Below are 25387 nucleotides of genomic sequence, written 5' to 3' on the forward strand. Positions count from 1 at the left end.
TCTCTTTTCTATTGTCCCGTTTTCACATAAAAGAATAGCATTATACGATAAACAATATACCATTGTCAATCACAAAATTGCAATTTTTTAAATTATATGGTACAATTTAATTATCCCAGTTTTGAGACAGTATTTGATCGCCGTGCGCAACTTCTTCCAATCAGAATTTGAGTGCGGTTTTTTATTATGTATGAAAAAATTTTTTCATTCCATCCGGTGTCAAAATAATATATATAAGGAGAATCAGTTTATTGAATTTAATTAATGAAGAAATCACTCATAAAGTGTTTGGTGAAGGAAATATTGTGGATCAAGAAGGATCTATTCTCACCATTGATTTTGACGAGGGTATTAAAAAATTCGTTTATCCTGATGCCTTTGGGAAATTCATAACCCTCAATGACCGGAATACAGCAAAATCACTGAATAAAATCCTCTTGGTAAAGCAGATGGAAGAGGATGCACTTAAAAAAAAACGGGAAGAAGAAAGAGTGAGACTGGATCTTGAGAGGCAGCGCAGGGAAATACTAAAGAACCATAACATTCATGAAAGCTCACAAATTGTTTTCTGGCTGGACGAAGAAGAGCAACAGCAGGTATTTACCGACTGGCAGGTATTTACCGGGATGGTTCAAAGCGGAAAAAATAAAGATCAACCGAATAGAGTAGCACGTTTGCGACCGAACAGCGCAGTTCTTCTAACTGCAAGGGAGTCGGATCAACCAGAAACAGATAGACGGATTCTAGGCCTCTACATGGTAGATGAAACGTTTTCCGGCAATCTTAGCGATGACGGGATGATTCAGCCCCATGCAGAGTTTAGAATCAAGCTTACGGAGCAAGAAGCGGAGAAGATGCTTTTCTGGAATTACTATATTAATAAAAACCACCCTCATCGAACTACATGGAATTCGGGTAAGTATCGTTATTTCGATAATATTTGGACTGCTCAAATCTTGAAAGACATCATTACATTACAAACGGATGAAGTGCGTATCAAAGAAGCTGAAAACTTCCTGGAATACTTCTGTCAAATGAATGCCCTTGACAGAGATAACCTCCCGGAAGTGAGCGGAGCTTTAATGCAAGATTAATCAGCTGTCTTCTGCGCGCGTCTCATGAATTGGACGAACTGCTGGCGGAGGAAGCGGCCATTGCAGCGATTGTAGCGGCCGTGACGGCTTGCTGTGCCTGGATGACCATTTCGATGGACGCCGCCAGGCTGATGCCTGTTTCGTCGACATGCGCCGGGTCGACCAGTTGGTGCATAATATACCCGATGCCGATCGACAAGGCCATCTCCCGGTTCCATTTCAGCGGCTTCGCCGTTTCCAACACCTTGGTCAAATCAACAATCGCAGCCACATCGGCATCCACCACTTTGAAAACGGTCAAGAAGCCGATCATCGGATAGTGGACGGGCCGCACTTTCGTCTCCCGCTTGAATCGGTCTAGGATTTCAGCAGCCCGTGCTACGAGTGTTTCATCGAATTCGATATGTATATAGGTCATCACTTGGGAAAGCCATTGCAGTTCATTCCCCGACTTGAATCCGGCAGTGCGGAGTGCATCGTAGTAGGCTCGCATCGCTTTCGCATGCTCGGTCGGGTCTGCCCCTCGCTTGCTGAGAAGGAGCGCATAGGCGTAATCATCGTCCGACGTTAGGAAATAATGCTGTTTTTTCATGGCATCATAGAGTTTTTTCGCTTGCCGCGCCTCTTGCTCATACACATCCGGGTCGTCCGTCATGAGAAGGGCGGCCAAATAAGAATGAATCGTATTGCGGAAGCCGGCACTCTTCAACACCTGCTGCTTCGCCAATAAACGCTCGACCCCCTGTTCGATGGGCAAGCTACGGCGATCTAGAAATGCCGCAATCATAGGCAGTAGATGGCCGCGAAGCGGAGAAAACCAGCCGGATCGTTGTTTAAGCGCATCCATGGAACGGTTCAATCGGACCGCATCAAATTCCCGATCCGATGTCACATAATACGATGTGATCGTCAACACAATGTTTTTATCCACCGTCCAACCCGCCAATGATTTCACTTTACTATAGGTCAGTTCCACTTCTTGTTTAATCCGATTCGCATCCAATCCGCACGCCCCCTTTCCTATATGTACGATTCAATATGGGAAAAGTTTCAGAGAGGCTTGGCGAAACCGCGCTGGCTTGCTATTCTTGGCTTACAAGGAGTGATGAGCATGTCGGAATTCGAAGTCATTTTACATACAAACTCGTTCCAATCAAAAGAAACTTTAAAGAATAACCTTCGAGAAATGGGCATCCAATCGGGCGATGCGATCATGGTCCATTCTTCATTGAAATCGATCGGCTGGGTCGCCGGCGGAGCACAGGCGGTCGTCGAGGCATTGATGGAAACTGTGACGTCGGAAGGAACGATCGTCATGCCTGCTCAATCGACGGACAATTCGGATCCATCGTATTGGATGATGCCAGCTGTACCGGAAGATTGGCATGAACCGATTCGCCAAACGATGCCCGCATACGATCCCCATTTGACCCACCTGCGGGAGATGGGGAAGATTGCGGACTGCTTCCATCGGCACCCGGAGACGATCCGAAGTCCCCACCCTGCCCACTCGTTCATGGCGTGGGGCAAGCATGCGGAAGAATGGATGGAGACACACCCGCTGGATGATTCGTTCGGGAAGGGTTCGCCTCTCGGCAAGATAATCGAGACGGATGTCAAAATCCTGCTGATCGGCGTCGGCTATGATTCTTGCACCGCCCTTCATCTAAGTGAATATTTGGCACACCGACCGCCGATGATCTCGCAAGGCTCCGCTATAATGCAAGACGGCGAACGAGTTTGGGCTACATACGAAATGGTCGACGTCGACTCCGGCGTCTTTCCTGAATTGGGCGCCGCTTTCGAGACCGCGAATCCAGGGATTGTGCACAATAAGAAACTCGGGCAGGCAAATTGCAAAATCATCCCGATGCAGCCATTGATCCGCTTTGGGACCGGTTGGATTGGCGTGCAGCGCCGGGAAGGGGAAAAATTGGAATAAAAATATCGAAGGGCTGTCCCACTTCCCGGACAGCCCTTTCTCTCAACTATGCACTTCTTCCTTCGCCGCCTTCACCAGCGTCTCAATCGCCTGCAAATCCCCCCGATGAAACGCATCCACGATGGCACTGCCGACAATGACTCCGTCTGCCAACGCGCCGATAGAGCGTACTTGCTCCGGCGAGGAAATGCCGAATCCCGCCAATACCGGCACGGGACTCACTTCTTTTAATCGCTGCAAATGGGTGCCGAGGTCGTCGCGGAATTCGTTCCGGACCCCTGTGATCCCATTGACCGTCACGGCGTAAATGAACCCTTCCCCCGCAGCTGTGATGTCCCGGATTCGCTCCTGTGGACTCGTCAACGAGACAAGTTGAATCAGCCCGACACCCGTTCCTTCGAGCGCTTCCCGCACAAGGCCGCTCTCCTCCAACGGCATGTCCGGTATGATTAATCCGCTAATACCGGTCGGCTCGCAATCCTTTGCAAACTCTTCCAATCCATAGCTCAACACTGGATTCAGATACGTCATGATGACAAGCGGCACTGTCACTTCATCTTGGAAGGAAGCAAGCTCCTTCATCACGGCACGCAAGTTGACGCCGTGTGCCAGGGCACGTTCTCCTGCGGCCTGGATGACTTCACCGTCCGCCACAGGATCGGAGAATGGAATCCCGACCTCGATGGCCGTCACACCCGCCTCTTGTAAAAATAAAATATTCTTTTTCAACGACGTAAGTCCACCATCACCCGCCATAATATACGGAACGAATGCTTTTTCTCCTCGCTCTGTGCAGCCTATAATCGCCTGGGTCAAATCAGTTTTCTTCATTTCGCCGCACCTCCTAACGCATCGCGCACCGTTTGCACGTCCTTGTCGCCACGTCCCGACAGGCATATGATGAGAACTTCGTCCGGTTTCATTTCCTTCGCCAGCTCCGCTGCATAATAGATTGCGTGGGCACTTTCCAATGCCGGGATGATTCCTTCGATCCTCGAAAGCAACTGCAACCCTTCGAGCGCTTCCGCATCGGTCACCGATTCATATTTCACCCGGCCGATGTCGTGCAAATGGCAATGCTCCGGACCGACTGCCGGGTAATCCAGCCCAGCGGAAATCGAGTGCGCTTCCTGGATGAACCCGTTGTCGTCTTGCAAAATATACATATAGGCGCCGTGCAGGACACCTTCCCGTCCGCCTGCGATCGCCGCCGCGTGCTGGCCCGTGGAAATTCCACTGCCCGCGGCTTCCACGCCGTACAACGCCACTTCTTCGTCATCGACAAACGGATGGAACATGCCGATCGCATTGCTGCCCCCGCCGATGCACGCTACGATGGAATCCGGCAAACGCCCTTCCTTCTCCAAAATTTGTTTCCGAGTCTCATCCCCGATGACCCGTTGGAAATCGCGTACAATTCGCGGGAATGGATGGGGCCCGAGCGCCGAACCGAGGATATAATGCGTATCTTCCACATTCGCGACCCAGTAGCGCAGCGCTTCATTCACCGCGTCCTTCAATGTGCCCGAACCTTTGTCGACCGACACGACGGTCGCGCCGAGCAATTCCATCCGGAACACATTGAGCTCCTGCCGCCGCACATCTTCTTTCCCCATGAAGACGACGCACTCCAAGCCGAGCAATGCACAAGCTGTCGCGGTCGCCACGCCATGCTGTCCCGCGCCCGTTTCTGCAACAATTTTCTTTTTCCCCATCCGTGCCGCAAGCAGCGCCTGACCGAGGGAGTTGTTAATCTTATGTGCACCCGTATGGTTCAAATCTTCCCGTTTCAAATAGATTTTCGCACCGCCGAGCTCTTTCGTCAGCCGTTCCGCGAAATAAAGCGGATTGTCCCGCCCTACATAATCTCTCAAATAATAGTCCAGTTCTTCTTGGAATGCCGGATCGGCGATCGCTTCCTCATATGCCTGCTCCAATTCCAAAAGAGCCGTCATCAATGTCTCTGGTACATATTGGCCGCCGAATTTACCATAGCGCCCTTTCGTCTCCGCTGTCTTCGTCAGTTGTCCCATCATTATCGCTCCTTCATTTTGACCGCATCCAGAAAACTGCGGATCAAGCCCACATCTTTTCTTTTATCGATTTCCACTCCACTGGAGACATCCACCATATACGGATGGACACGCACAATCGCCTCGCCGACATTTTCGACCGTCAGCCCGCCAGCCAAAATCAATTGCTCCGGCCGGACCCCCGCCTCTTCCAACAAGGTCCAATCGAACGTTTTCCCGCTGCCGCCCTTGAATTCCGTCCCGGGCGTGTCAAATAAGAAATATTTCACATCATACCGGGCGGCCCGCCGCACATCCTCTTCATCCCGGACGGACACCGCCTTGATCGCCGGCAATCCAACCTGTTGAATGAACTCCGGCTCCTCATCGCCATGATATTGGATGAAATCAAGCGGCACCTCCTCGAAAGTGCGCTTCAATTCCGCCTCCGTCGCATCGACGAACACGCCGATCTTCAGGACGCCTTCAGGTACAGACTTCGCCAGTTCCCGGGCTTCCTCTATCGTCACACGCCGACTGCTCGGCGCGAAGACGAAGCCGATCGCATCGGCTCCCGCCTCGACTGCGGCCTCAACATGCTTGCGCTCCTTCAGGCCGCAAATCTTCACTTTCGTCATTCTGCGACGCCCGCTTTCGCCACTTGCAACGAACGCAGTGCCGATCCCACCGAATCACTGCGCATGAGCGATTCGCCGACCAATACCGCACTGGCCCCCACTTTGGCGACACGAATTGCATCTTCCGGCCCCCATATGCCACTCTCGCTGATCAGCACCCGCTCCTCATCGAACGGAAAACGCGCCGCAACCATTTCCGTCTGAATCAAATCCACCTCAAATGTCCGCAAATCACGGTTATTGACGCCGATCAACTTGGCATCCACCGCCAACGCACGCTCCAACTCCGCCAAATCATGGACTTCCACCAACACATCCAAACCGAGGGATGTCGCATACGCATGAAGGTCCGCAAGTGTCTCATCATCCAGCGCCGCCACGATCAGCAAAATGACGGACGCTCCCGCGCTTTTCGCCTTGTCGATCTGCACCCGGTGGATCATGAAATCCTTACAAAGCAGCGGAATCGGCACCGCCTCCGCGACCGCCGCCAAATCCTCGAAACTGCCTTGGAAAAACGGGGTATCCGTCAAAACCGAAATGCAGGCCGCTCCCGCTTCGTAATACGCTTTCGCCTGCTTCACCGGATCCGCCCCTTCGGCGATTAACCCTTTGGAAGGTGATGCGCGTTTCATTTCTGAAATGACTTGTAATTGTTCCGATTTCCGCAGTTTTTCATAAAGAGATGGCCGGATCGTTTCATTTTTCGGAAACGTCTCATTCGCAGCCAGCATCTGTTCCACTTCCTGCTTTTTTTTCATTATAATTTTATCTAAAATCGTCATCTTGCCACCGCTTTCTGTTCATTTCGACTATAGGCGATGATCGCTTCCATCTTCTCCATCGCTCTTCCGGATAGGATGCTGTCAATCGCCTGATCGACACCTTCTTGTATCGTAGCCGCCTGCCCGTTGGCAAATAATCCGATTCCCGCATTGAACACAACCGTGTCAAATCGAGGTCCGCGTTCACCGCTCAACACCGACCGGATAATCGCCGCGTTTTCCTGCCCATCGCCCCCGCGAATAGTTGAAGGATCGGCCTGGGTTAAACCAACATCTTCCGCCCGCAACGCGAAAGGGATCAAATCTCCTTTATCCAGCAGGACAAACGCATTCTGCCCCGCAAGCGACGCCTCATCCATCCCGCCGGTGCCCGACACGACAATCGCACGTTCCCTGCCAAGCATGCGCAGCACCGAAGCATACTCCATGATGAAATCCGGACGGTTGATGCCTGTGAACTGGGTTTTCAAGTCAATTGGATTCGTCAAAGGACCAACCAAGTTAAAAATGGTCGGCTTGCCAATCTGCTGCCGCACACCTACGATTCGTTTCAATTTCGGATGGACATGCGGGGCGAATAAAAAGGCAATCCCCTCTTCGTCAAGCAGCTCCCTGATCTCCGACGGGCTGAAATCCGAACGGATGCCAAGTGCATCCAACACATCATGGCTGCCTGCCGCGCTCGACACTTTCCGGTTACCATGCTTCGCGACCTTCACGCCGGCACCCGCCAAAACAAAAGCAGACGTCGTGCTGATGTTGAAGCTATTCGATCCGTCGCCCCCGGTACCGCAGTTATCCAAATAATTGCCGGCCGGCACACCGAGATCGACTGCCAAGGATTTCATAACCGATGCCAACGCCGCCACTTCTTGCGCGGTTTCACCTTTTCGGGACAACGCAATCAAAAACTCGGTCATTTCCTGCACGTCCGTCTCCTCATCGAATAACAACGTCGCCGCTTCTGTCATTTCCTCGAACGTCAAATTCCGGTTGTTCTCCACTATGCTCAAAAATTTCTTCATTGCTATCTCTCCTCATCTCAGCTTTTCTAGTCTTACTTAACGACTTCCAAAAGGGATCGTGCTTTATTCACCGTTTCCTTGTACTCCAATGCCGGAATGGAAGCTTCCACGATGCCTGCGCCTGCCTGGACGTATGCTTTTCCGTCCTTGATGACCATCGTGCGAATCGTCAAGGCGAAGTCGATATTGCCGTTGAGGCCGATGTAACCGATCGCCCCGCCGTAGATGCCGCGGCCCGCACTTTCCAATTCCTCAATCAATTCCATCGCCCGCTGCTTCGGCGAACCCGAAACCGTTCCCGCCGGCAAAGTCGCTTTCAACGCATCCAACGCATGCAGCCCCGGCGCCAAGTCCCCTTCCACTTCAGACACAAGATGCATGACATGTTCATAGCGGACGGTTTTCATATAACTCGCAATCTCGATGCTTGCCGTATCACAGATAGCCGCCATCTCCCGCTTGCTCAGTTCCACCAACATATCATGCTCGGACAGCTCTTTCGGATCATTGCGCAGCTCCTCCTCGAGCGCCCGGTCTTCCGCATCATCCCGGCCCCGCCTGCGCGTACCGGCAATCGGATTCGTCATCACGGTTCCATCCGATACGCTGACGAGGCTTTCGGGAGACGTACCAATTACGGTATGATCGTCGAATTCCATATAGTACATATAAGGAGACGGGTTGCGCCTTCTTAATTTCCGATAAATCGAGAAAGGATCCCCCTCGAAATCGGCTTCCATTCGTCTCGATAGGACAATCTGCTCGATTTCCCCTTGTTCGATATGAACGATCGATTGACGGACCAGTTCCTCGTACTCCTCTTGCGATGTATCGCTTCGATATTCTGAAAGAGAAAACTCCGTCTCTTCCTCCACCGCGCCCGTCATGATCTGTTCAGCGAGTGCCTCCAGGTCAGGTGCTCCATGTTCGGGATTGATCTGCGTGTGCAAAAGGGTCACTTCATTCAATACATGGTCGAAAATGACGATCGAATCATAAATATTGAAGTTGACGTCCGGCGTTCCGAGCCCTTCTTTGGACTGCTTCTGTGTGGCGTCATAGCTGACGTAGCCGACCGCACCGCCAGTGAACGGGAACTCCAGATCATTGGTCACCCGAGGCATGAGCCGTTTTAACAGGGTGTATAAATCTCCTTCGTGAACATATTGTTTATCGGATCCATAGATAATTTCCTCGATTTGTCCATTGCCGCCGCGATAACATTTCAACGGTTCCACGCCGATGAAAGAATACCGTCCGGGCCCGTCATGGAGGGAGGAACTCTCCAACAAAAATTTCCGCTTGCCTTGCAATCTCCGGAAAATCAGGATCGGCGTCAGGGAATCCCCCTCCAGCTTTTTCATCGTCATCCGCAAACTCGTCTTCTCTACACTCATCATTCTCTCTCCTCTGCTCGTTGACTAGTTGGAAATAAAAAAGTCCCCTGCCAATGGACAGACTCATCCATTAGCAGAGGACGGATTTCACCGCGTTGCCACCTCATATTGGAGCTCCTTCGCTCCCTCTCGAATGCACTACTGAAAAAGCGTGCATGCATCCCGTAACGCGGGATCCACGTCCACCTCCAACAGACCGAAAACGGCCGTCATCGGTGACTCTCCTAAGCCCATTCACACCCGCTGCGTATCAGTTCCCACCATCCACTGACTCTCTACAATCGCACACCGGTGCTACTCTTCTTATTCATCAATTTCTCAGCTATGCTCTTCTCTACTAGACTCATCTGTCCTATGGGCGGCACCGCTCCCGGCACCTTCTACCCGTTGACCGAACAAAAAAGTTGTGTCTATCTTATTATGAACTGCTATAATTGTCAAGCTTTTCTGTTATTCTATGAACAGAATTGGTATACAAACGAAGAAGTACTAACGAGACTTTGACGACTTCAAATAACAAGCCAAATGAACCTTCAGGATGTCATCGCTATTATCCAAATCAATCTGTAACAAATCCTCAATTTTTTTAATGCGTTGGTAAAGAGTGTTGGGATGAATGTGAAGCTTTTTGGCCGCTTCTCTTGCAGAACGGTTTGTTTTCATATACACAAGAATCGTTCTTTCCAACTCGCTATTCGCTTCATGAGATAATGGGAAAAAAACTTCATTGATAAATTGCTCGATTATATGCGGTTGTTGATGCAAAAACAAACGGTTCAAGCCTATGTTTTCATATTGCATTAACTCAAATCGATTGTGTCCGGACAAGTAGTTTATCGTATCTTCGGCTTCGTCGTAACATTTTCCAACGTTCTCTAATCCTTTATAAACGGCACTGATTCCTCCAAGGAATGGGGGGTTTTCGCCCTTCACCCATTGTTCTTGTATAGTCGCCAACGTTTCCTGCACTGTATCCAGTGCATCAGGTTCTGGTAATGGAGAAAGGATAAATACCCGATTTTGGACCCCAAAGATCATTTTTCCTTGTGGGCGCAATTCTTTTTGTATTTTCAGGACCAGTTGATGTATTTCAATTTCAAGTTGCTGTAAATCATTGTAGCTGGGGATTTCAATGATGGCCATATACCAATAGGAATTGATATCAACCCCCATCCGGCTTCCAAAGCTTTTTAAATGTTCTTCGGTTCTATGTGAAAGCAATTCCCGAAACTGTTCATATGTTTTTTTATAAAAGTATTCTGTCACGGTCTGCTTTTTTATTAATTCCATGGCAATGATCGAGCTTCCCTGTTCCAGTGTCATGCGATCCGATTCAGAAATGACACCATTTGTCGGGATAATGAAACATCCAAGGAAAACACTACCATTGTGAATGGGAAGCAGATAATACGTTTCAAGTGAGGACACGCCCTTCTCCACATATTGAGGTTCCCAGTTGGCCGCGAACATTTTTTTTAATTCTTCCGTCGTAAAATCGGATGCTTGGCTCGGGTAAGAAAAATAAAACAGATTATCAATGACATTGTAAAAAAAGACAGGCTTAGATATCATCTGATTGAATTCACGGATGATCGTTTCAAGGCCTTTATTTTCAAGCGAGATATTGGTAAGTGCTTCATGGACCTCATACCTTTTTTGAAGCTGGAAGTTCCGTTCTTCCAGCTGCTTGCTCAAGTGAGTGACTTCTTTAATCCTGTCATTCGCCTCGGCGTAATACTGGGCATTTTGAATGGCAATGGCTGCTTGCTCGGCAAATCCTTGCAGTAACAGGAGGTCATGTTCATCGAACGGTTGTTTTCCACGCCATTGATGGACAGTCATCACACCGATTCTTTTCTCCGCTATCGAAATAGGAACGGCAATGAAGGAACTGGGGAAGCCAGGATGTGATGATGTAGTTAGAGATACATAGTTTGTTTCCGATATATTGTTGCGTCGCATTCCCCTTTCAACTTCTTCTTCAGATTTAAAAAGTCTCCCGATTCCATCTTGAAATACGGTCCCCGTAATCGATTCTCCCACTTTTACTTGGAAATCGTAAATTCGATGATCGAACCCCACTGGTGCTTTCGGAATCAATCGATCTTTCGTATTGTCGTATAGGAGTAAATATCCTCCCTGTGCAAGCGGAATAATTTTCAAAGCGTTTTTCATGATTTTTTCCAAAACATCATTCAAGTCCAGACTCGACGTAATGGATCGGATACTATCCACTAAAATAGTCAGTTCAGAATCTTTTAGTTTCCCTCTTGGAAAGATTAGATGTTCATTGCTATCGTCCACTTTTGTGTCCCCCTGTCTAAAAAGACCGTGTAACTCCACATATATGCTACTTAAACTATGTGCAGACGCACATTGTCCTCTTAATATGACCAGTGTATACTAACGACAATAAAATGAATAGTCCAAACATTTAGGAAGAGGGTTGCCCCATGTCTGCTGGATTTAAAAAAGAAAAGGAGGAAACGTTATGGCCGAGGTAATGAAAGTAGCAAACAGCTTTCCATTATGGATCATCGCAGCACTTGTCATCGGACTTGTATTTTTCCAAGCATTCAAGTTTATCAGTCTCACCTCGAAAGCTAGTGATTCAGTCGGAATGTCGAAAGAGGAGGTAAAATCGGCAATAAGAGCAGGCGCAATCAGTTCTATAGGCCCTTCGTTCGCCATTGTCATTATCGCCATTTCCCTGCTGTCCTTAATAGGGAATCCGGTAACATTAATCCGGATCGGCATTATCGGCTCTGCTCCGATTGAAATGGTAGGTGCGAGCCTGGGTGCCCAAGCAGCCGGGGCCGAACTCGGATCACCTGACTTCACTGCACAAGCCTTTACGAATGCCGTTTGGGTCATGTGTCTAGGGGGAATGGGGTGGCTTTTATTCACCGCGCTTTTTACAAAATCACTCGGAAAAATTCAAGCGAAAGCGACAAGCACCCCTAAAAATGTAAGCCTTTTCAAAGTGGTCTCGACCGCCGCGATGATTGGAGCCTTCGCTTATCTAGGCAGCGGTCAAATGGTAAAAGGGATTAATGAATCAGTCGTATTAGTAGTTGCTTTTCTAGTCATGCCAATCCTTCTGACAGTCGCAAAAAAGTACAATATTAAATGGTTAATCGAATGGTCGCTTGGAATCGTCATTATTGTCGGTTTAACGGTTGGATACCTTTTAAGCTAAGGAAGAGAGGAGAAACGATTATGACAGTTAGTAAAGAAGCGAAAAGCATGGTTTCGGCAGGAAGCGCAAGCAAGACAGAAACACTCGATTTTGAAACATTCCATGCCAAATCACATTTTTGGGGCCGCTTGACAATTTGGGGGGTCATTCTATTAACATTAGCTTTGCCAGCTTACCTCTCTTTCGTACTTGGCTTTCACCCGGGTTGGTCAGCAATTCTTTCCGGTTTCCTGGCGTATGGGGCTGTTGTGGCGGCAGTTTGGGTTATCGAGCCAATCAGTTACTATCCAATACTAGGCGTGTCCGGAACATATCTCGCTTTTTTGAACGGTAATATCGGGAATATGTGTCTTCCAAGCGCTTCGGTTGCACAAGCTGCAATTGGTGCGGAACCTGGGACAAATAAAGGTGAATTGACGGCGACGCTTGCCATCGCTGCGGCGGCCATCGTCAATACGACGGTTCTCATATTCGTTGTCCTCGGCGGTTCATTTCTTATAACGCTGATGCCGGCATCATTGGTTGACGCGTTCCGGTTTGTTTTACCTGCTATTTACGGCGGGGTTATCGCACAATTTGCGATTCAAAAGCCAATTTGGGGAGTTGTCGGAGTCGCCTTTGGTCTATTTGTCAATCTCGGCCCGGTGCCTCGTCCTCTTCAAACTTTCTTATGCATTTTTGGAACCGTGATCGTTTGTATGTTATTGGAGAAAATAAAAACAAAGAAGGTAGTGGAATAATTGATTTCAACAAATACATCTATAGAAAAAACCGAGTTTAAACAAAAATTATTGGCCATGTTGGAGAGCCGTAAAGAGGAAATGATCCAAATTCGTAGGTATTTGCATGAAAATCCAGAATTGTCATTTCAAGAAGAAAAGACCGCACGCTTCATCGAAAATTTTTATGAAGGAAAAGGCGTTGACGTACAAACGAACGTCGGGAACGGTTATGGAATTATCGTAACCATTAAAGGAGGAAAGCCCGGTAAAACGATAGGGCTGCGTGCGGATTTTGATGCACTTCCGATCGAGGAGGAGACGGAAGTTCCTTTTAAATCGAAAAATCCAGGTGTTATGCACGCATGCGGCCATGATGGGCATACGGCTTATATGCTTATTCTGGCTGACTGCCTCATCCAATTGAAAGAGTCGATTAGCGGAACGATCAAAATCATTCACCAACATGCAGAAGAAACACCTCCAGGTGGCGCGAAAAGCATTGTGGAATCTGGAGTCCTCGATGATTTGGACGCTGTCTTCGGCACGCATCTAATGCCGAATTTACCGACAGGGGTAATTGGCTACCGAAGCGGTTTCTCCATGGCGGGCAGGACCTACTTCAAGCTGGCCATCAAAGGCAAGGGAGGCCATGGATCATCCCCGCATCAAGCGAATGACCCGATTGTAGCAGGCGCTTATTTCGTCACCGCAATCCAAACTATTATTAGTCGTCGATTAAACCCATTTGAAATGGGAGTCGTTACAATCGGTTCATTCGACGGAAAAGGAGCATTTAACGTTATCAAGGATAGTGTTGAACTGGAAGGGGATGTCCGATATATGACGGAAGACAGCCAGAAGATCATTGCCGAGGAAATCCACCGAATTACAAATGGAATTGAATTGGAATTCGACGTCCACTGCGAGCTCACGTATGTTCCGGATTATCCACCCTTATACAATGATCCGACGGTGACAGCGAAAGTCGTCTCCATTCTAGAACAGGCAAATGATCCGGTCATTCACGAGATTACGGAGATTCCGATCAATTCCGGCTCTGAAGACTTTTCCTATTACACTCAAAAAATACCGGGAACTTTCTATATTATCGGCTGCCAACCGAAAGGGGTTGTCAAACCGTATCTGAACCACCATCCTAAATTTGATATTGATGAAGAGGCACTACTTGTATCAGCAAAATCCGTAGCTCATGTTGTTTGTGATTACTACGACAATGAGTAATTTTAATTGAATTGAGGCTGTCTAGATAATTAGAAACAGGCTTTAGAAAAGTGGATCAATTTTCTGAAGCCTGTTCTTTGTAGGATACATCTCGGAAAATCGCCAAAAACGGCGAGACTCCGCGGGAAGTGAGCCCTTTCTGGTGATTTTCCGGGCTTTGGGACAACTCCTTGCCTATTTTTGAAAAAATGAGCAACTGTCGGTACAATGAAGAAAACCTTCATAGATAGGATGACAGGCATGCGAATCAATAAATTCCTGAGCGAAGCGGGCATCGTTTCCCGCCGGGGTGCAGACAAGTGGATCGAGGACGGCCGTGTAACTATTAACGGACAGCCGGCCGAACTCGGCAGCCGTGTGGAACCCAGTGATGAAGTTTACGTAGATGGGAAACCCGTCCAGACGGAAGAACAACTCGTATATATCGCGTTGAATAAACCCGTCGGCATCACAAGCACGACCGAGCGGCATATTCAAGGCAATGTCGTCGACTTCATCAACCATCCACTGCGGATTTTCCACATTGGCCGACTCGACAAAGATTCCGAGGGCCTTCTGCTGCTAACGAACGACGGCGATATCGTCAATGAAATTCTGCGCGAGGAACATGGGCATGAGAAGGAATATATCGTCACCGTGGATCACGCCATCACTTCGGATTTCATTGGGAAAATGGAGTCAGGCGTCAAAATCCTCGGCACGACGACCAAACCTTGCAAAGTGAAAAAACTCGGCCCCCGCACGTTTAATATTACGCTGACGCAAGGACTCAACCGCCAAATCCGCCGCATGTGCGCCGCGCTCGGCTACCATGTGCAAAAACTGAAGCGAACCCGCATTCTTAATATCCATCTCGGCGACTTACCTGTTGGCCAATGGCGTGACTTGACGGACGCGGAATTGGAAACGATGTTCAAGATGTTGAATTATGCACCGAAACGATAGCACATCATGTGACCTGCCCCGATAGTGGGGTGGGTCATTCTTATTTATGGAACTGTGAGAGCTTAGCCTGAAACTGTCAGGGCTCTAGCTCAAACTATAAGGGCAACGGGAAACTCTCAGGGCTATTCCGCCAACTGTAAGGACAATCCTACGAACTGTCAGGGACCAGTCCCAAACTGTAAGGGCGCGAAAAAACTCTCAGGGCTATTTCGCCAGCTGTAAGGACAATTCGTTGAACTGTCAGGGCTCAGCGTCAAACTGTAAGGGCACGGGGGAACTCTCATGGCTATTCCGCTAACTGTAAGGGCAATATCACGAACTGTGAGGGCCCAGCTTCAAACTGTAAGGGCGCGGAGAAACTCTCAGGGCTATTCCACCAACTGTAAGGGCAATCCTACGAACTGTCAGACCCCGGTCCCAAACTATAAGGGCGCGGGAAAACTCTCAGTGCTATTTCGCCAGCTGTTAGGGCAACCCCGCGAACTTTCAGAGCTCAGTCCCAAACTGGCTACGAAAAATTCTCAGAAAACCGGGAAACCGGCAAGTCAATGCTGAAACTATATAGAACGAACAAATGATTTGTAATGGGTGGCTCCAGTTGCTTGTAGTGGATGGCGGCGACTCCAGCGGGAACAGCACGAGCTGAAAGCCCCGCAGGAGCGCAGCGACGGGGAGATTGAAGCCGTGCCCGCGGAAAGCGTCCGCCTGGAACGGTAAGCAACGGTTGGCTGGTAGTGTCCACTTCTTTAGTACGTTTTATATAGTTTCCTTCCTGCACATTTAGGGGAATAGGAGAGAGAGTCACCATTTTGAATAGTTGAGTGAGGTGGATGCAATGGAGCCGAAAATGGATGAAGTGGAAGTAGCTCGCGCCCTTATACAAGTGTTAAAGGACGGGAAAAAAGAGACCTTCCATGATCTTCTGAAAGAGTTGGATCCCTATGAAATTGCCAAACAGTATAAAGACTTGCCTAAAAAGCGGCGGCCATTGTTTTTGGAATTCCTGACAATTGAAGAGTTGACTTCCTTACTAAAATACTTGAATCAAGACGAACAATTGGGCGTGCTGGAAATGATCGGCCCCGAGCGCTCTACCGATATTTTGGAACTGATGCAGAGCAATGAGCTCGCTTTCCTTTTTTCTGGTCTTTCCAAGTCCAAAGTGGATCGGTTGATTGCCCATATGAAACGCGAGCAAATGGAAGAGATTCTGCACATTCTGGATTATCCGCCGAAGACGGCCGGGCGGGTTATGAACAGCCGCTATCTTGCGGTGTTCCCGACAATGACAGTAGAAGAGGCGGAACAGGAATTGAAAAAATTCCAGGAACTCGCCAAATACTTGAATTACCTGTATATTGTCGACGAAGAACGGAAGCTCGTCGGCGTCGTCTCCTATCGGGATCTGATCTTGGCCGATCCCCAAGCGAAAATTAGCGATATAATGACGACGAAGCTCGTGAAAGCCGATGTGCTCATGAAGCAGGAGCATGTCGCGCGGTTAATCGGAAAGTATGATTTCGATTCACTGCCGGTTGTCGATTCAAACAATGTGTTGCTTGGCGCCATTACCGTCGAAAATGTCCTGGATATCGTCGTACGGGAAGCGAACGAAGATATTGAGATGCTTTTGGCCTCAGGTAAATCGATCGATTTCCGAACGAGACCGTTGGTGGCGGCCAAACGAAGGCTGCCTTGGCTCATTCTTCTTCTTTTTATCGGCTTGGTGTCAGGCAGCATCATCTCAAAATTTGAAGAGACGTTGGAAACAGTCGTCGCACTCGCTTTCTTCATGCCGATGATTGCCGGCATGACCGGGAACACCGGAACCCAATCGCTCGCCGTCGTCGTCCGCGGCCTTGTGTCGGAGGATGTCGACATGAAGAAATCATTGAAGCTCCTATTCCGGGAATTGCTTGTCGGCATTATCATCGGAATCACTTGTGGCGTCCTAATTTCAATCATTGCGTATATCTGGCAGGACAGCTTCACGCTCGGCCTCGTCGTAGGTTCCTCGCTGTTGGCAACATTGATTATCGGGACGATTGCCGGTACCGTCATCCCGTTGATTTTGAATAAATTCAAAGTCGACCCGGCAGTAGCTTCTGGCCCTTTGATTACGACCATCAACGATATTTTATCCCTTCTTATCTATTTCGGAATCGCCACGATGTTCCTATCCAAATTAAGCTAGGAATTCAGTAGGCGATACCGACGCGATAGCCGATGTGGTCGCCCGCCACTAATGCAGCGTACGCAAATTGGGCAGTGTCGCCGACTGAGATTTCCCTGCCCTCTTCTGGTAGGAAATCCTGTTGAACACGGTAGGCTCCGGAGGCCGGGCCGTCGGGTAAATAGGTTGGACAGATGATTGTCCAATCCAATCCCGATTGTCGCAGCAGCTCAAATGCTTTATGGTGTTCCTCGGCAGCGAACGTCAACCGGCGATTAGAATCACCCGCTTCGTAACGGAGCAATCCGGGGGTTGTTCTGCTTTGGAGGATGCCCGCTGTTCCAATAGTGACAATCCGCCGGACTCCCGACTGCTCCATCGCCCGGATGAAGTGAGGCGTCGCTTCCGTCAAGGTCGTCGTCCGATCGGTGCCTAGTGCACTGAAGACGGCATCCGCCCCTGCGATGGTTCGGCTCACAGCTTCAAAATGACGGACATCCCCTTCGATAACTCGGAGCTGTTCATGAAATGCCAATTTTTCTGGTGACCGGGAAAGGGCTGTCACTTCATGTCCGTCGGCGAGGGCAAGTCGCAACCATTCGCCTCCGACCCGGCCGGTTGCCCCAAATATTGCGATTTTCATTGAATAACGCCTCCTTCTCTCCCCACCATACCGAATTTTGTTCAAGATACAAAGACATAAGTATGGATCACTGAGGAACCCCGGGAAACTGACACACCTCGAAGGCAAACTCACACATCCAAGAAAAAACGCACTCCCCCCTTACGTAAACCTAAAAAGCCGCCCGCCTTGCCAAAATGACAAAACAGACGGCTTTCTTCTATTTCATTCAAACCGGTTGCGCCACTTTTTGAAGCATCGTGCCGTGGGTTGCCAAATGGCTATGCCAGGAGAATGCTTTTTCAATGACGTGCGGTGTATGGCCGCCTCGTTGCAGCGCTTCATTATAATACGTCCGCATTTGCTCGCGGTACATCGGGTGCATGCAGTTTTCGATGATCAACTCCACCCGTTCCCGGGGAGCCAACCCGCGTAAATCGGCGTAGCCTTGTTCCGTTACAATGACATCGACGTCATGTTCTGTGTGATCCACATGTGTGACAAACGGGACAATGCTTGAAATCGCGCCGCCTTTGGCAATGGATTTCGTAACAAAAATCGCGAGTCTGGCATTCCGTGCAAAATCCCCGGAACCGCCGATGCCATTCATCATTTTCGTCCCGGACACATGCGTCGAGTTGACATTGCCGTAAATATCCAACTCCAATGCCGTATTGATAGAAATCAAACCAAGACGCCGAATGATTTCCGGATGGTTCGAAATCTCCTGCGGGCGCATGATGAGTTTATCCCGGTACGTTTCCAAGTTGTGGAGCACCTGATTTGCTTTGTCTTCAGATAGCGTGATGGACGCGCAGGAAGCGAAACGTACTTTTCCGGCATCTATCAAGTCGAATACTGCGTCTTGCAACACTTCGGAGTAAACTTCCAACTCCTCAAATTCTGAATGGACCATGCCGTGAAGAACCGCATTCGCAACAGAACCGATTCCCGATTGAAGCGGCGCCAATTTCTCGGTCAAGCGGCCTACCTGAATTTCCGAACGGAGAAAGTTCAGCAAGTGGCCAGCCATGATTTCTGTCTCCTCATCCGGCGGGACAATCGTGGACGGAGAATCGAGTTGGTTCGTGAAGACGATCCCTTTCACCCGCTCTACGTCAATCGGGATGCCAATCGTGCCGATGCGATCATCCGCTTTTGTCAACGGAATCGGGTCGCGTTCCCCTTGCTTGCCCGGTGCATACAAATCATGGATGCCCTCCAAAAGTTCAGAGTGGGCCAAGTTAATTTCCACGATAATCGATTTGGCATGTTGGGCAAACGTCAACGAGTTTCCGACGGACGTTGTCGGAATGATCATTCCGTCTTCCGTAATTGAAATCGCTTCCAGAATGGCAAAGTCAATCGGATCGATCACTTCGGAACGAATCCACTCCGCGGTATGGGACAAGTGATGATCTACGAATAAATGTGCGCCTTCGTTGATCTTCTTGCGCATTGTCGGGTCAGCTTGAAAAGGGAGACGTTTGTTAACGATGCCCGCTTCCGCAAATAATTTATCGATATCAGAGCCGAGAGATGCGCCTGTATAGACGTTCACTTTAAAGGATTCATTTTCCGCACGTTCGACCAATGCCATCGGAACCGCCTTCGCATCGCCTGCACGAGTGAAACCGCTTAACGCCAACGTCATACCGTCCTTGATCCAAGAAGCTGCCTCTCCAGGCGTGACGACTACATCTTGTAAGGGCTTACATTTGATACGCTCTAGCTGTTTATCCATTGTATCTTCCTCTTTCGTTTGTCTCTTTTAGATAATTCTATCTAAATCGCTTTCACAAAAGAGATTTCATGGCTTGAACGGCAAAAAAGGAGCCCGAGACAGCGACTCCCGTGTTTAGAACAGTTCATTCAAAAACCTAATAATTTGCGGAAATAGCTCGAATACGACTGGCTGACCGGAACCCGGGTGCCGTCTTCCATCGACAGGACAAACGTGGAATGGGTGTCCGGGTAAATCTCTTTAATATGATGGACATTGACAATGAAAGAGCGATGGCATCGCACGAATGAATCCCGCGGCAACAAATACTCGAAGCTCTGCAATGAATTCTTATGGATGCCGACGATTTCATCGGATACGACAAATGTTTTCCGGTCTTTCACTTCCACATATTGCACTTTGGCAAAAGGCACAGGGACCCAGCCATCTTGGGATTTCACCGTAATGACCGATTTCCCTTCCGTATAAGCCGGATAAATTGCCATCACACATCCTTGCAACTCGCCATCCTGTTGAAACGGTACGGCCATCCCATGATACGGCACGCCGAATACATCTCGATTGATGAATTCGGACACCTTCTGCTTCTCCTTGATCGCTTTGTAGGCAATCGTCCCTTCCCGCACAGGGTCGCCTGGCCTGATTTTCAAATCAATCCGCTTGCTGGGCCGATAATAAATATACTCTTCCTTATGGGAAACGGCGATTGAAATTTCATCCGAGAACAATTCCCCAATGACGTCCAACAACCCATTTATACTAAGCATCTCCATCAGATGGATCCTCTCCCTACACAGATTCCACTTCATTATAGAAGATGGAAAGGCGCAGGTACAAACCTTACGACACGGTTTCGTCCATCTGGGCGGCTGGTTCTGGGACGAATTTCAGCACAATGATTCCGATGATGAAGAGAATGACGAGACTGAATACGCCGTATGCAGAGCTTCCTGTCAATTGGGCGGTCATCGCAACAAGCAAGGGTCCCATGACCGAAGCGAATTTGCCGAAAATATTATAGAACCCGAAAAACTCATTGGATTTCTCTTTTGGCACAAGTTTGGCAAAATATGAACGACTCAGCGCCTGGATCCCCCCTTGGGATGTGGCGACCAACATCGCCAATATCCAGAAATCAAGTGTAGTTTTCATGAAGAACGCATAAAAACAAACAACCATATATACGAAAATCCCTACATAGAGCATCTTTTTTCCGGTGAATCTCTGCGCCAATTTTCCATAAAGTATCGCAAACGGGGCAGCCACCACTTGTGTGACGAATAAGATGATGAGTAGGCTCGTTGCACCGATTCCCAAATCTGTCCCGTACGCTGTCGACATGGAAATGATCGTTCCGACGCCATCGATGTAGAAAAAGTAAGCGAGCAAGAATAAAAAGACAGCACGATAATTGCGGATTTCTTTAAACGTATTCCCGAGCCGGCGGAAACTGCCAGCCAATAAACGCGGTTCCCGCTCGATGGCATGGATTTGATGTACATGCCTCATCATTGGAATGGTGAACACGAACCACCATATCGCAGTGATGACGAAAGCGATCCGACTCGCAGCCGATGTGGAGAGCGGGATAGTTCCGGCCCCTGCCAGAATGATGATGGCGATGCTGATGATAAACGGAATTGTGCTCCCGATATAACCGAGACCGAAACCGCGGGAAGAGATCATATTCATCCGCTTTTCAGGCGTCACATCAACGAGGAACGCATCGTAGAAAATATTCGCCCCATGAAAACTGACGGCGGTCAACGTGTAGATGATCAACAGGGGCAGCCATTTATCCGTCGGTACGAAGGCAAGCGAAGCCGTCGCCACCGTGCCCGTCGCGAAAAAGAAGAGGAAAAACTTCTTCTTCATTCCCTGGTAATCGGCAATCGTGCCCAAAATCGGCCCGATCATCGCCAAGATGAACGTCGCAATGGCGACCGTATATCCAAGATACGCCGTCGAATCGGCCGGGCCCACCCCGGCATTCGTTGCAACCGACTTGTAATACAGCGGAAACACCGCTGTCGTAATGATGACGGAATACGCCGAGTTCGCCCAGTCATACATCATCCAACTATTTTCTTCCTTGCTATATTTCCTCAACCTCTCACCCCTTCTCCACTTCCTACGTCTAGTTTACAATACTAGATGTTTGAAAATAATAGGAAAATGAGATTAGGTGGGGGCGTTTGGCGAGGAATTATGGGCGCGGGACTCGGGGTTATGAGCGAGAGAACCAGACTTATCAGCGCTTTCCGCAAGTTATCAGCACTTCCCGTGACTTATCAGCACTTCCCACAACTTATCAGCATTCCCATCACATTATTAGCACTCTCCCGCCCTCCAAGGAACGTTAAACACAACGCAAAAACCGTACCCCAGCCCAGGATACGGTTCAATCACTCACAATGCTTCGAAAATGGCGGCGATGCCTTGTCCGCCGCCGATGCAGACTGCGGCAGCGCCATACTTTTTATTTCTGCGACGCAATTCATTGATCAAAGTTAAGGAGATCCGTGTTCCGCTTGCGGCTAGCGGGTGGCCGATGGCGACAGCACCGCCGTTGACATTGCCGATGTCCAAGTCAAAGCCCAATTCCTTCTGGCAAGCCAAGTATTGAGCAGAGAAGGCTTCATTTATTTCAATCAAATCCATGTCCTCGATTGTCAGATCCGCTTTTTTCAGTGCGCCTTGGATGGCCGGGACCGGGCCGATGCCCATGTACTTCGGCTCCACGCCGACGACATCCCACGAAACGAGGCGGGCGATTGGCTTTAACCCGTGCGCGTCCGCATATTCCCTCGATGCAATGACGAGCGCTGCCGCTCCATCCACCATTCCGCTGGCATTTCCCGGGGTGACGACACCGGCTTCGACGAACCGGGCAGGCAGTTTGGCTAGTTGCTCCATGCTCGTTTCACGGATATGATCATCCTCCGTCACGTCTACCATGCCTTTTCGCGTCTTCACCGCAACTGGCACAATCTCCTCTGCCAAATACCCTTTTTCCCGCGCGGCATAGGCACGTTGTTGGCTGGACAGCGCATGCCGATCTACTTCTTCTCGCGGGATTTTATACTTGGCTGCCAAATTTTCAGCCGTTTCCGCCATCGTGCAATCTGCGTACGTGTCGTACAATCCATCCCACAGCCAGTCTTCCATTTGAGCGCCGCCGAGCGAATGGCCTGAACGCGCACTTTTCAGCACATGCGGAGTGTTCGTCATGCTTTCCGCCCCGCCGACCAATACGACTTCCGCTTCGCCGGTCAAAATATAGCGGGCGCCTGTGAGAATCGCCTCGACTCCCGTCCCGCAAATGCGGTTTACGGTCAGTGCCGGGGTTTCCTGCTTCGCTCCCGCTTTCAATCCGACATGGCGGGCGAAATAGTGCGCGTCTTTGGAAGATTGCTGCGCATTTCCGAACACGACTTGGTCGATGTCCTCCACAGAGATACCCGACTTTTCAATAGCCCCTTTTGCCGCGGTGGCGCCAAGGTCGGTCGCCGAAATATCCTTAAATGCTCCGATGAATTTTACAAATGGTGTCCTCGCTCCTTGCAGGACAACTATTTCTCTCATGTTTCCACCCCTATTCTATCAGTTACGCCTCAGCGTAATAGCGTCCAGATTATGATCAAGCTTCCCTTTCACTGACATCCGCCGAAGACATAACTTGAATCTACAAATCGTATTTAGCTGATTCAAGTTACACTACATACTTTTCCGCCGAGATGACCCGATCTGCCACGCGCCGTTTCGTTTCCACGATATGGATCGGGCTGCTCGTGATGAGACGGGAGACGATATTGGAGAAAACCTCCCCATCTTTGAAGAAATTCATTATGTTCAATGTAGCGGTTCCGATTTCCTGCGCCTTTTCGTGAATGAAAACTCTTGCGCAATCTAGTTTTTGTCCGCTTTTCAATTCACCTTTTGCATGAATCGCTTTTTCCGTACGCAAGATGATGCTTTCCGCTACATAAATGGCAATCGCTAGATCTGCGAGAAATGCAGCAATTTCCTGCTCTTCATTTAACTGTTCCAGACCGGCGGCTTTTACGGCTTTCCCCATTTCATGGAAGAGCTTCCGGAATAGTTTCAGCTTTTGTCTTTCAGCAGCCAGGATGCCGTCTGACCCGAATTCCGTTTCCTCTGTATTCTCGTATTCATTGAATAGAGTGGAAGCAATCAGAATCCGATTGATTTCATTGGTTCCTTCGAAGATTCGATTGATGCGGGAATCCCGATAAAGGGTTTCCACTTCGTACTCGGCCATATAGCCGTAGCCGCCGTGGATTTGGACCGCTTCGTCCACTACAAAGTCGAGCACTTCCGTAGAAAACACTTTGTTGATGGAACAGAGGACAGCGAACGGTGCAATCGTTTTGGCGTAGGTGCCGTCCGATTCTTTGCGCTGCTCGAACGCTTGATTCATAGCGCCCGCGGTACGGTATAGCTGGCTTTCGTTCGCATAGGAGAGAATGGCCATGTCGGCGATTTTGTTTTTCAATAAATTGAACTGAGTTAACGGACGGTTGAATTGCTTCCGTTCGTTTCCGTACGTCACGGCCAATTCCAGAGCTCGCTTCGCCGTTCCGAGCGACGTCAAGGCGATCTTGTGGCGGCCCATGTTCAAAACATTGAATGCGATAATATGGCCGCGGCCAATTTCACCGATGACGTTCCCGACTGGGACTTTGACATCCTCCAATATTAGCGAACGGGTGGAAGAACCTTTCAAGCCCATCTTGTCTTCTTCCGCGCCAGTGGACACACCTTCGTAATCCGATTCAACGATAAAGGCCGTAATCTTCTCGGCATCCACTTTGGCGTAAACAATAAATATGGAAGCGAACGCCGAATTAGTAATCCATTGCTTTTCCCCGTTCAAAATATAATGCGTTCCGTCTTCGGATAATTTGGCGGTAGTCCGCAAGCTCATCGCATCCGTTCCGGAAGAAGGTTCGGTCAGTGCATAGGCCGCGATCTTCTCGCCCGAGAGCAGGCTTGGCAAGTATTTCTCCTTCTGTTCTTCATTGCCGAAATAGGCGATTGGCAATGCCCCTATGCCGGTCTGGCCGCCGAATGTGATAGAGAACGAGCGTCCAAGAGCAATGTCTTCATTGATAATGGCCGCTGTGATTTTCCCGAGGCCCAGACCCCCGTCTTGTTCCTCGATATCCGCCATGAGCAAGCCGACATCCCCTGCTTTCTTCACCGCTTTCTTCGTCTCTTCAAACTGCTGTCGTTCGATTTGAGGAAGGGCAGGGAGCAGGTCGTTTTCTAAGTATTTCTTCAGCGCATCCCTCATCATGAGATGCTCATCCGTAAAGTCTTCCGGTGTGAAGATGGTATCGACATTTTCATCCGTTTTCATGAAATCATTAATATGCTTCAGGACAGTGGTCATTTGGACTCCACCCCTTCCAGATGGACTGCCAGTTTCTCGCGGACGTCTTCGGGAATCGGGACGGCCTTCGGGGTTTCCCCTTCGAAAGACGTCCAGGCGCGCAGCGTATAGCCTTCCGCGATGAACGTCTCTCCTCTATAAAATCGGTGCGACAGCTTGAAAATCCGATTTTGCAATTCTGCCACTTCCGTCTTCACCACTACGTCGTCATTGAAACGGAGCGGTGTATTGAATTTGCATTTCGATTCAAGCAATGGGATGGCCACTTGTTCGGTTTCCATTAATTCCAACGTCGGATAACCGATCTCTTCGAAAAATTCATGGGAGGCTTCGTCCATCCAACGATAGAAATTAGGAAAGAATACAATCGTCGCGGGATCGGTGTCGCCCCATCTCACTTTAAATCTATAATCAATCGCCATTTTCGTTCC

Annotated in this window: 22 protein-coding genes and 1 other annotated feature; of the genes, 7 read left to right on the forward strand and 15 right to left on the reverse strand. The window is 49.3% G+C overall.

Annotation, left to right across the window (positions count from 1 at the left end):
* Nucleotides 1-251 precede the first annotated feature (251 nt).
* Nucleotides 252-1094 carry a hypothetical protein gene (locus OXB_RS04260; RefSeq protein ID WP_041072183.1) on the forward strand — a complete coding sequence of 281 codons (843 nt, stop codon included), beginning with the start codon at nt 252-254 and terminating at the stop codon, nt 1092-1094.
* A gap of 22 nt (nt 1095-1116) precedes the next feature.
* On the opposite strand, the gene OXB_RS04265 is transcribed toward OXB_RS04260, so the two are convergent.
* Nucleotides 1117-2097, reverse strand: a complete 981-nt coding sequence (locus OXB_RS04265) for a DUF4003 family protein (protein WP_052483862.1) — start codon at nt 2095-2097, stop codon at nt 1117-1119.
* Nucleotides 2098-2205: 108 nt separating this feature from the next.
* On the opposite strand from OXB_RS04265, the gene OXB_RS04270 reads away from it, so the two are divergent.
* On the forward strand, nt 2206-3036 hold the full coding sequence (locus OXB_RS04270) for an aminoglycoside N(3)-acetyltransferase (RefSeq protein WP_041072185.1): 831 nt from the start codon (nt 2206-2208) through the stop codon (nt 3034-3036).
* A 42-nt stretch (nt 3037-3078) separates the two neighbouring features.
* Here OXB_RS04270 and trpA read toward each other — a convergent pair whose 3' ends face one another.
* The 7 genes from trpA to OXB_RS04305 all read right to left on the reverse strand — a co-directional run bounded on the left by trpA (nt 3079) and on the right by OXB_RS04305 (nt 11197).
* The gene (gene trpA, locus OXB_RS04275) at nt 3079-3867 is read right to left on the reverse strand and encodes a tryptophan synthase subunit alpha (protein ID WP_052483863.1); all 789 of its coding nucleotides are present in this window, start codon (nt 3865-3867) and stop codon (nt 3079-3081) included.
* Nucleotides 3864-5069, reverse strand: coding sequence for a tryptophan synthase subunit beta (gene trpB / locus OXB_RS04280; RefSeq protein WP_041072186.1), 1206 nt, complete (start codon nt 5067-5069; stop codon nt 3864-3866). The genes trpA and trpB overlap by 4 nt, the downstream gene beginning before the upstream one ends.
* A 2-nt stretch (nt 5070-5071) precedes the next feature.
* Entirely contained in the window at nt 5072-5686 is a 615-nt protein-coding gene (locus OXB_RS04285) for a phosphoribosylanthranilate isomerase (protein WP_041072187.1), read from the reverse strand.
* A complete protein-coding gene (gene trpC, locus OXB_RS04290) occupies nt 5683-6471 on the reverse strand; it encodes an indole-3-glycerol phosphate synthase TrpC (protein WP_041072188.1) in 789 nt (262 codons plus the stop codon). The genes OXB_RS04285 and trpC overlap by 4 nt, the downstream gene beginning before the upstream one ends.
* Nucleotides 6468-7496 (reverse strand): anthranilate phosphoribosyltransferase, encoded by a 1029-nt coding sequence (gene trpD / locus OXB_RS04295; RefSeq protein ID WP_041072189.1) that lies wholly within the window; start codon nt 7494-7496, stop codon nt 6468-6470. The genes trpC and trpD overlap by 4 nt, the downstream gene beginning before the upstream one ends.
* 32 nt (nt 7497-7528) lie before the next feature.
* Nucleotides 7529-8893 carry an anthranilate synthase component I family protein gene (locus tag OXB_RS04300; protein ID WP_331711240.1) on the reverse strand — a complete coding sequence of 455 codons (1365 nt, stop codon included), beginning with the start codon at nt 8891-8893 and terminating at the stop codon, nt 7529-7531.
* A 73-nt stretch (nt 8894-8966) separates the two neighbouring features.
* Nucleotides 8967-9213, reverse strand: a binding site (T-box leader).
* A 169-nt stretch (nt 9214-9382) separates the two neighbouring features.
* The gene (locus OXB_RS04305; RefSeq protein WP_041072190.1) at nt 9383-11197 is read right to left on the reverse strand and encodes a helix-turn-helix domain-containing protein; all 1815 of its coding nucleotides are present in this window, start codon (nt 11195-11197) and stop codon (nt 9383-9385) included.
* A 187-nt stretch (nt 11198-11384) separates the two neighbouring features.
* Between OXB_RS04305 and OXB_RS04310 the strand changes: the two genes are divergently transcribed.
* From OXB_RS04310 to mgtE, 5 genes are all read left to right on the forward strand, one after another.
* Nucleotides 11385-12092 (forward strand): DUF5058 family protein, encoded by a 708-nt coding sequence (locus OXB_RS04310; RefSeq protein WP_041072191.1) that lies wholly within the window; start codon nt 11385-11387, stop codon nt 12090-12092.
* A 20-nt stretch (nt 12093-12112) separates the two neighbouring features.
* The gene (locus OXB_RS04315; RefSeq protein ID WP_041072192.1) at nt 12113-12832 is read left to right on the forward strand and encodes a hypothetical protein; all 720 of its coding nucleotides are present in this window, start codon (nt 12113-12115) and stop codon (nt 12830-12832) included.
* A 57-nt stretch (nt 12833-12889) separates the two neighbouring features.
* Entirely contained in the window at nt 12890-14056 is a 1167-nt protein-coding gene (locus tag OXB_RS04320) for a M20 family metallopeptidase (protein WP_041076276.1), read from the forward strand.
* 240 nt (nt 14057-14296) lie between these two features.
* Nucleotides 14297-15001, forward strand: a complete 705-nt coding sequence (gene rluF / locus OXB_RS04325; protein ID WP_041072193.1) for a 23S rRNA pseudouridine(2604) synthase RluF — start codon at nt 14297-14299, stop codon at nt 14999-15001.
* Between the two features lie 835 nt (nt 15002-15836).
* Nucleotides 15837-17195: a magnesium transporter gene (gene mgtE / locus OXB_RS04330; protein ID WP_041072194.1), complete on the forward strand. Its 1359-nt coding sequence runs from the start codon at nt 15837-15839 to the stop codon at nt 17193-17195.
* A 4-nt stretch (nt 17196-17199) separates the two neighbouring features.
* On the opposite strand, the gene OXB_RS04335 is transcribed toward mgtE, so the two are convergent.
* From OXB_RS04335 to OXB_RS04365, 7 genes are all read right to left on the reverse strand, one after another.
* The gene (locus OXB_RS04335) at nt 17200-17817 is read right to left on the reverse strand and encodes an NAD(P)-dependent oxidoreductase (RefSeq protein ID WP_041072195.1); all 618 of its coding nucleotides are present in this window, start codon (nt 17815-17817) and stop codon (nt 17200-17202) included.
* Nucleotides 17818-18025: 208 nt separating this feature from the next.
* Entirely contained in the window at nt 18026-19540 is a 1515-nt protein-coding gene (locus tag OXB_RS04340; protein WP_041072196.1) for an acetyl-CoA hydrolase/transferase family protein, read from the reverse strand.
* Between the two features lie 128 nt (nt 19541-19668).
* On the reverse strand, nt 19669-20313 hold the full coding sequence (locus OXB_RS04345; RefSeq protein ID WP_041072197.1) for a LytTR family DNA-binding domain-containing protein: 645 nt from the start codon (nt 20311-20313) through the stop codon (nt 19669-19671).
* Nucleotides 20314-20380: 67 nt separating this feature from the next.
* A complete protein-coding gene (locus tag OXB_RS04350; RefSeq protein ID WP_041072198.1) occupies nt 20381-21649 on the reverse strand; it encodes an MFS transporter in 1269 nt (422 codons plus the stop codon).
* 300 nt (nt 21650-21949) lie between these two features.
* Nucleotides 21950-23125, reverse strand: a complete 1176-nt coding sequence (locus OXB_RS04355) for an acetyl-CoA C-acetyltransferase (RefSeq protein WP_041072199.1) — start codon at nt 23123-23125, stop codon at nt 21950-21952.
* Between the two features lie 127 nt (nt 23126-23252).
* Nucleotides 23253-24956, reverse strand: coding sequence for an acyl-CoA dehydrogenase family protein (locus OXB_RS04360; RefSeq protein ID WP_052483865.1), 1704 nt, complete (start codon nt 24954-24956; stop codon nt 23253-23255).
* A complete protein-coding gene (locus OXB_RS04365; RefSeq protein ID WP_084212386.1) occupies nt 24953-25378 on the reverse strand; it encodes an acyl-CoA thioesterase in 426 nt (141 codons plus the stop codon). Before OXB_RS04365 ends, OXB_RS04360 begins: the two co-directional genes overlap by 4 nt.
* Nucleotides 25379-25387: the final 9 nt, after the last annotated feature.

The organism is Bacillus sp. OxB-1, assembly GCF_000829195.1.
In the GTDB taxonomy this organism is placed as follows: Bacteria; Bacillota; Bacilli; order Bacillales_A; family Planococcaceae; genus Sporosarcina.

Bases quoted from the DNA above. Each gene is read 5' to 3' on its own strand.
- OXB_RS04355 (WP_041072199.1), bottom strand. From the start codon at position 23,125: ATGAGAGAAATAGTTGTCCTGCAAGGAGCGAGGACACCATTTGTAAAA.
- OXB_RS04300 (WP_331711240.1), bottom strand. From the start codon at position 8,893: ATGAGTGTAGAGAAGACGAGTTTGCGGATGACGATGAAAAAGCTGGAG.
- OXB_RS04365 (WP_084212386.1), bottom strand. From the start codon at position 25,378: ATGGCGATTGATTATAGATTTAAAGTGAGATGGGGCGACACCGATCCC.
- OXB_RS04320 (WP_041076276.1), top strand. From the start codon at position 12,890: ATGTTGGAGAGCCGTAAAGAGGAAATGATCCAAATTCGTAGGTATTTG.
- OXB_RS04340 (WP_041072196.1), bottom strand. From the start codon at position 19,540: ATGGATAAACAGCTAGAGCGTATCAAATGTAAGCCCTTACAAGATGTA.
- OXB_RS04285 (WP_041072187.1), bottom strand. From the start codon at position 5,686: ATGACGAAAGTGAAGATTTGCGGCCTGAAGGAGCGCAAGCATGTTGAG.
- OXB_RS04270 (WP_041072185.1), top strand. From the start codon at position 2,206: ATGTCGGAATTCGAAGTCATTTTACATACAAACTCGTTCCAATCAAAA.
- trpD (WP_041072189.1), bottom strand. From the start codon at position 7,496: ATGAAGAAATTTTTGAGCATAGTGGAGAACAACCGGAATTTGACGTTC.
- mgtE (WP_041072194.1), top strand. From the start codon at position 15,837: ATGGAGCCGAAAATGGATGAAGTGGAAGTAGCTCGCGCCCTTATACAA.
- OXB_RS04360 (WP_052483865.1), bottom strand. From the start codon at position 24,956: ATGACCACTGTCCTGAAGCATATTAATGATTTCATGAAAACGGATGAA.
- trpC (WP_041072188.1), bottom strand. From the start codon at position 6,471: ATGACGATTTTAGATAAAATTATAATGAAAAAAAAGCAGGAAGTGGAA.
- OXB_RS04335 (WP_041072195.1), bottom strand. From the start codon at position 17,817: ATGAAAATCGCAATATTTGGGGCAACCGGCCGGGTCGGAGGCGAATGG.
- OXB_RS04315 (WP_041072192.1), top strand. From the start codon at position 12,113: ATGACAGTTAGTAAAGAAGCGAAAAGCATGGTTTCGGCAGGAAGCGCA.
- trpB (WP_041072186.1), bottom strand. From the start codon at position 5,069: ATGGGACAACTGACGAAGACAGCGGAGACGAAAGGGCGCTATGGTAAA.
- trpA (WP_052483863.1), bottom strand. From the start codon at position 3,867: ATGAAGAAAACTGATTTGACCCAGGCGATTATAGGCTGCACAGAGCGA.
- OXB_RS04310 (WP_041072191.1), top strand. From the start codon at position 11,385: ATGGCCGAGGTAATGAAAGTAGCAAACAGCTTTCCATTATGGATCATC.
- rluF (WP_041072193.1), top strand. From the start codon at position 14,297: ATGCGAATCAATAAATTCCTGAGCGAAGCGGGCATCGTTTCCCGCCGG.
- OXB_RS04345 (WP_041072197.1), bottom strand. From the start codon at position 20,313: ATGGAGATGCTTAGTATAAATGGGTTGTTGGACGTCATTGGGGAATTG.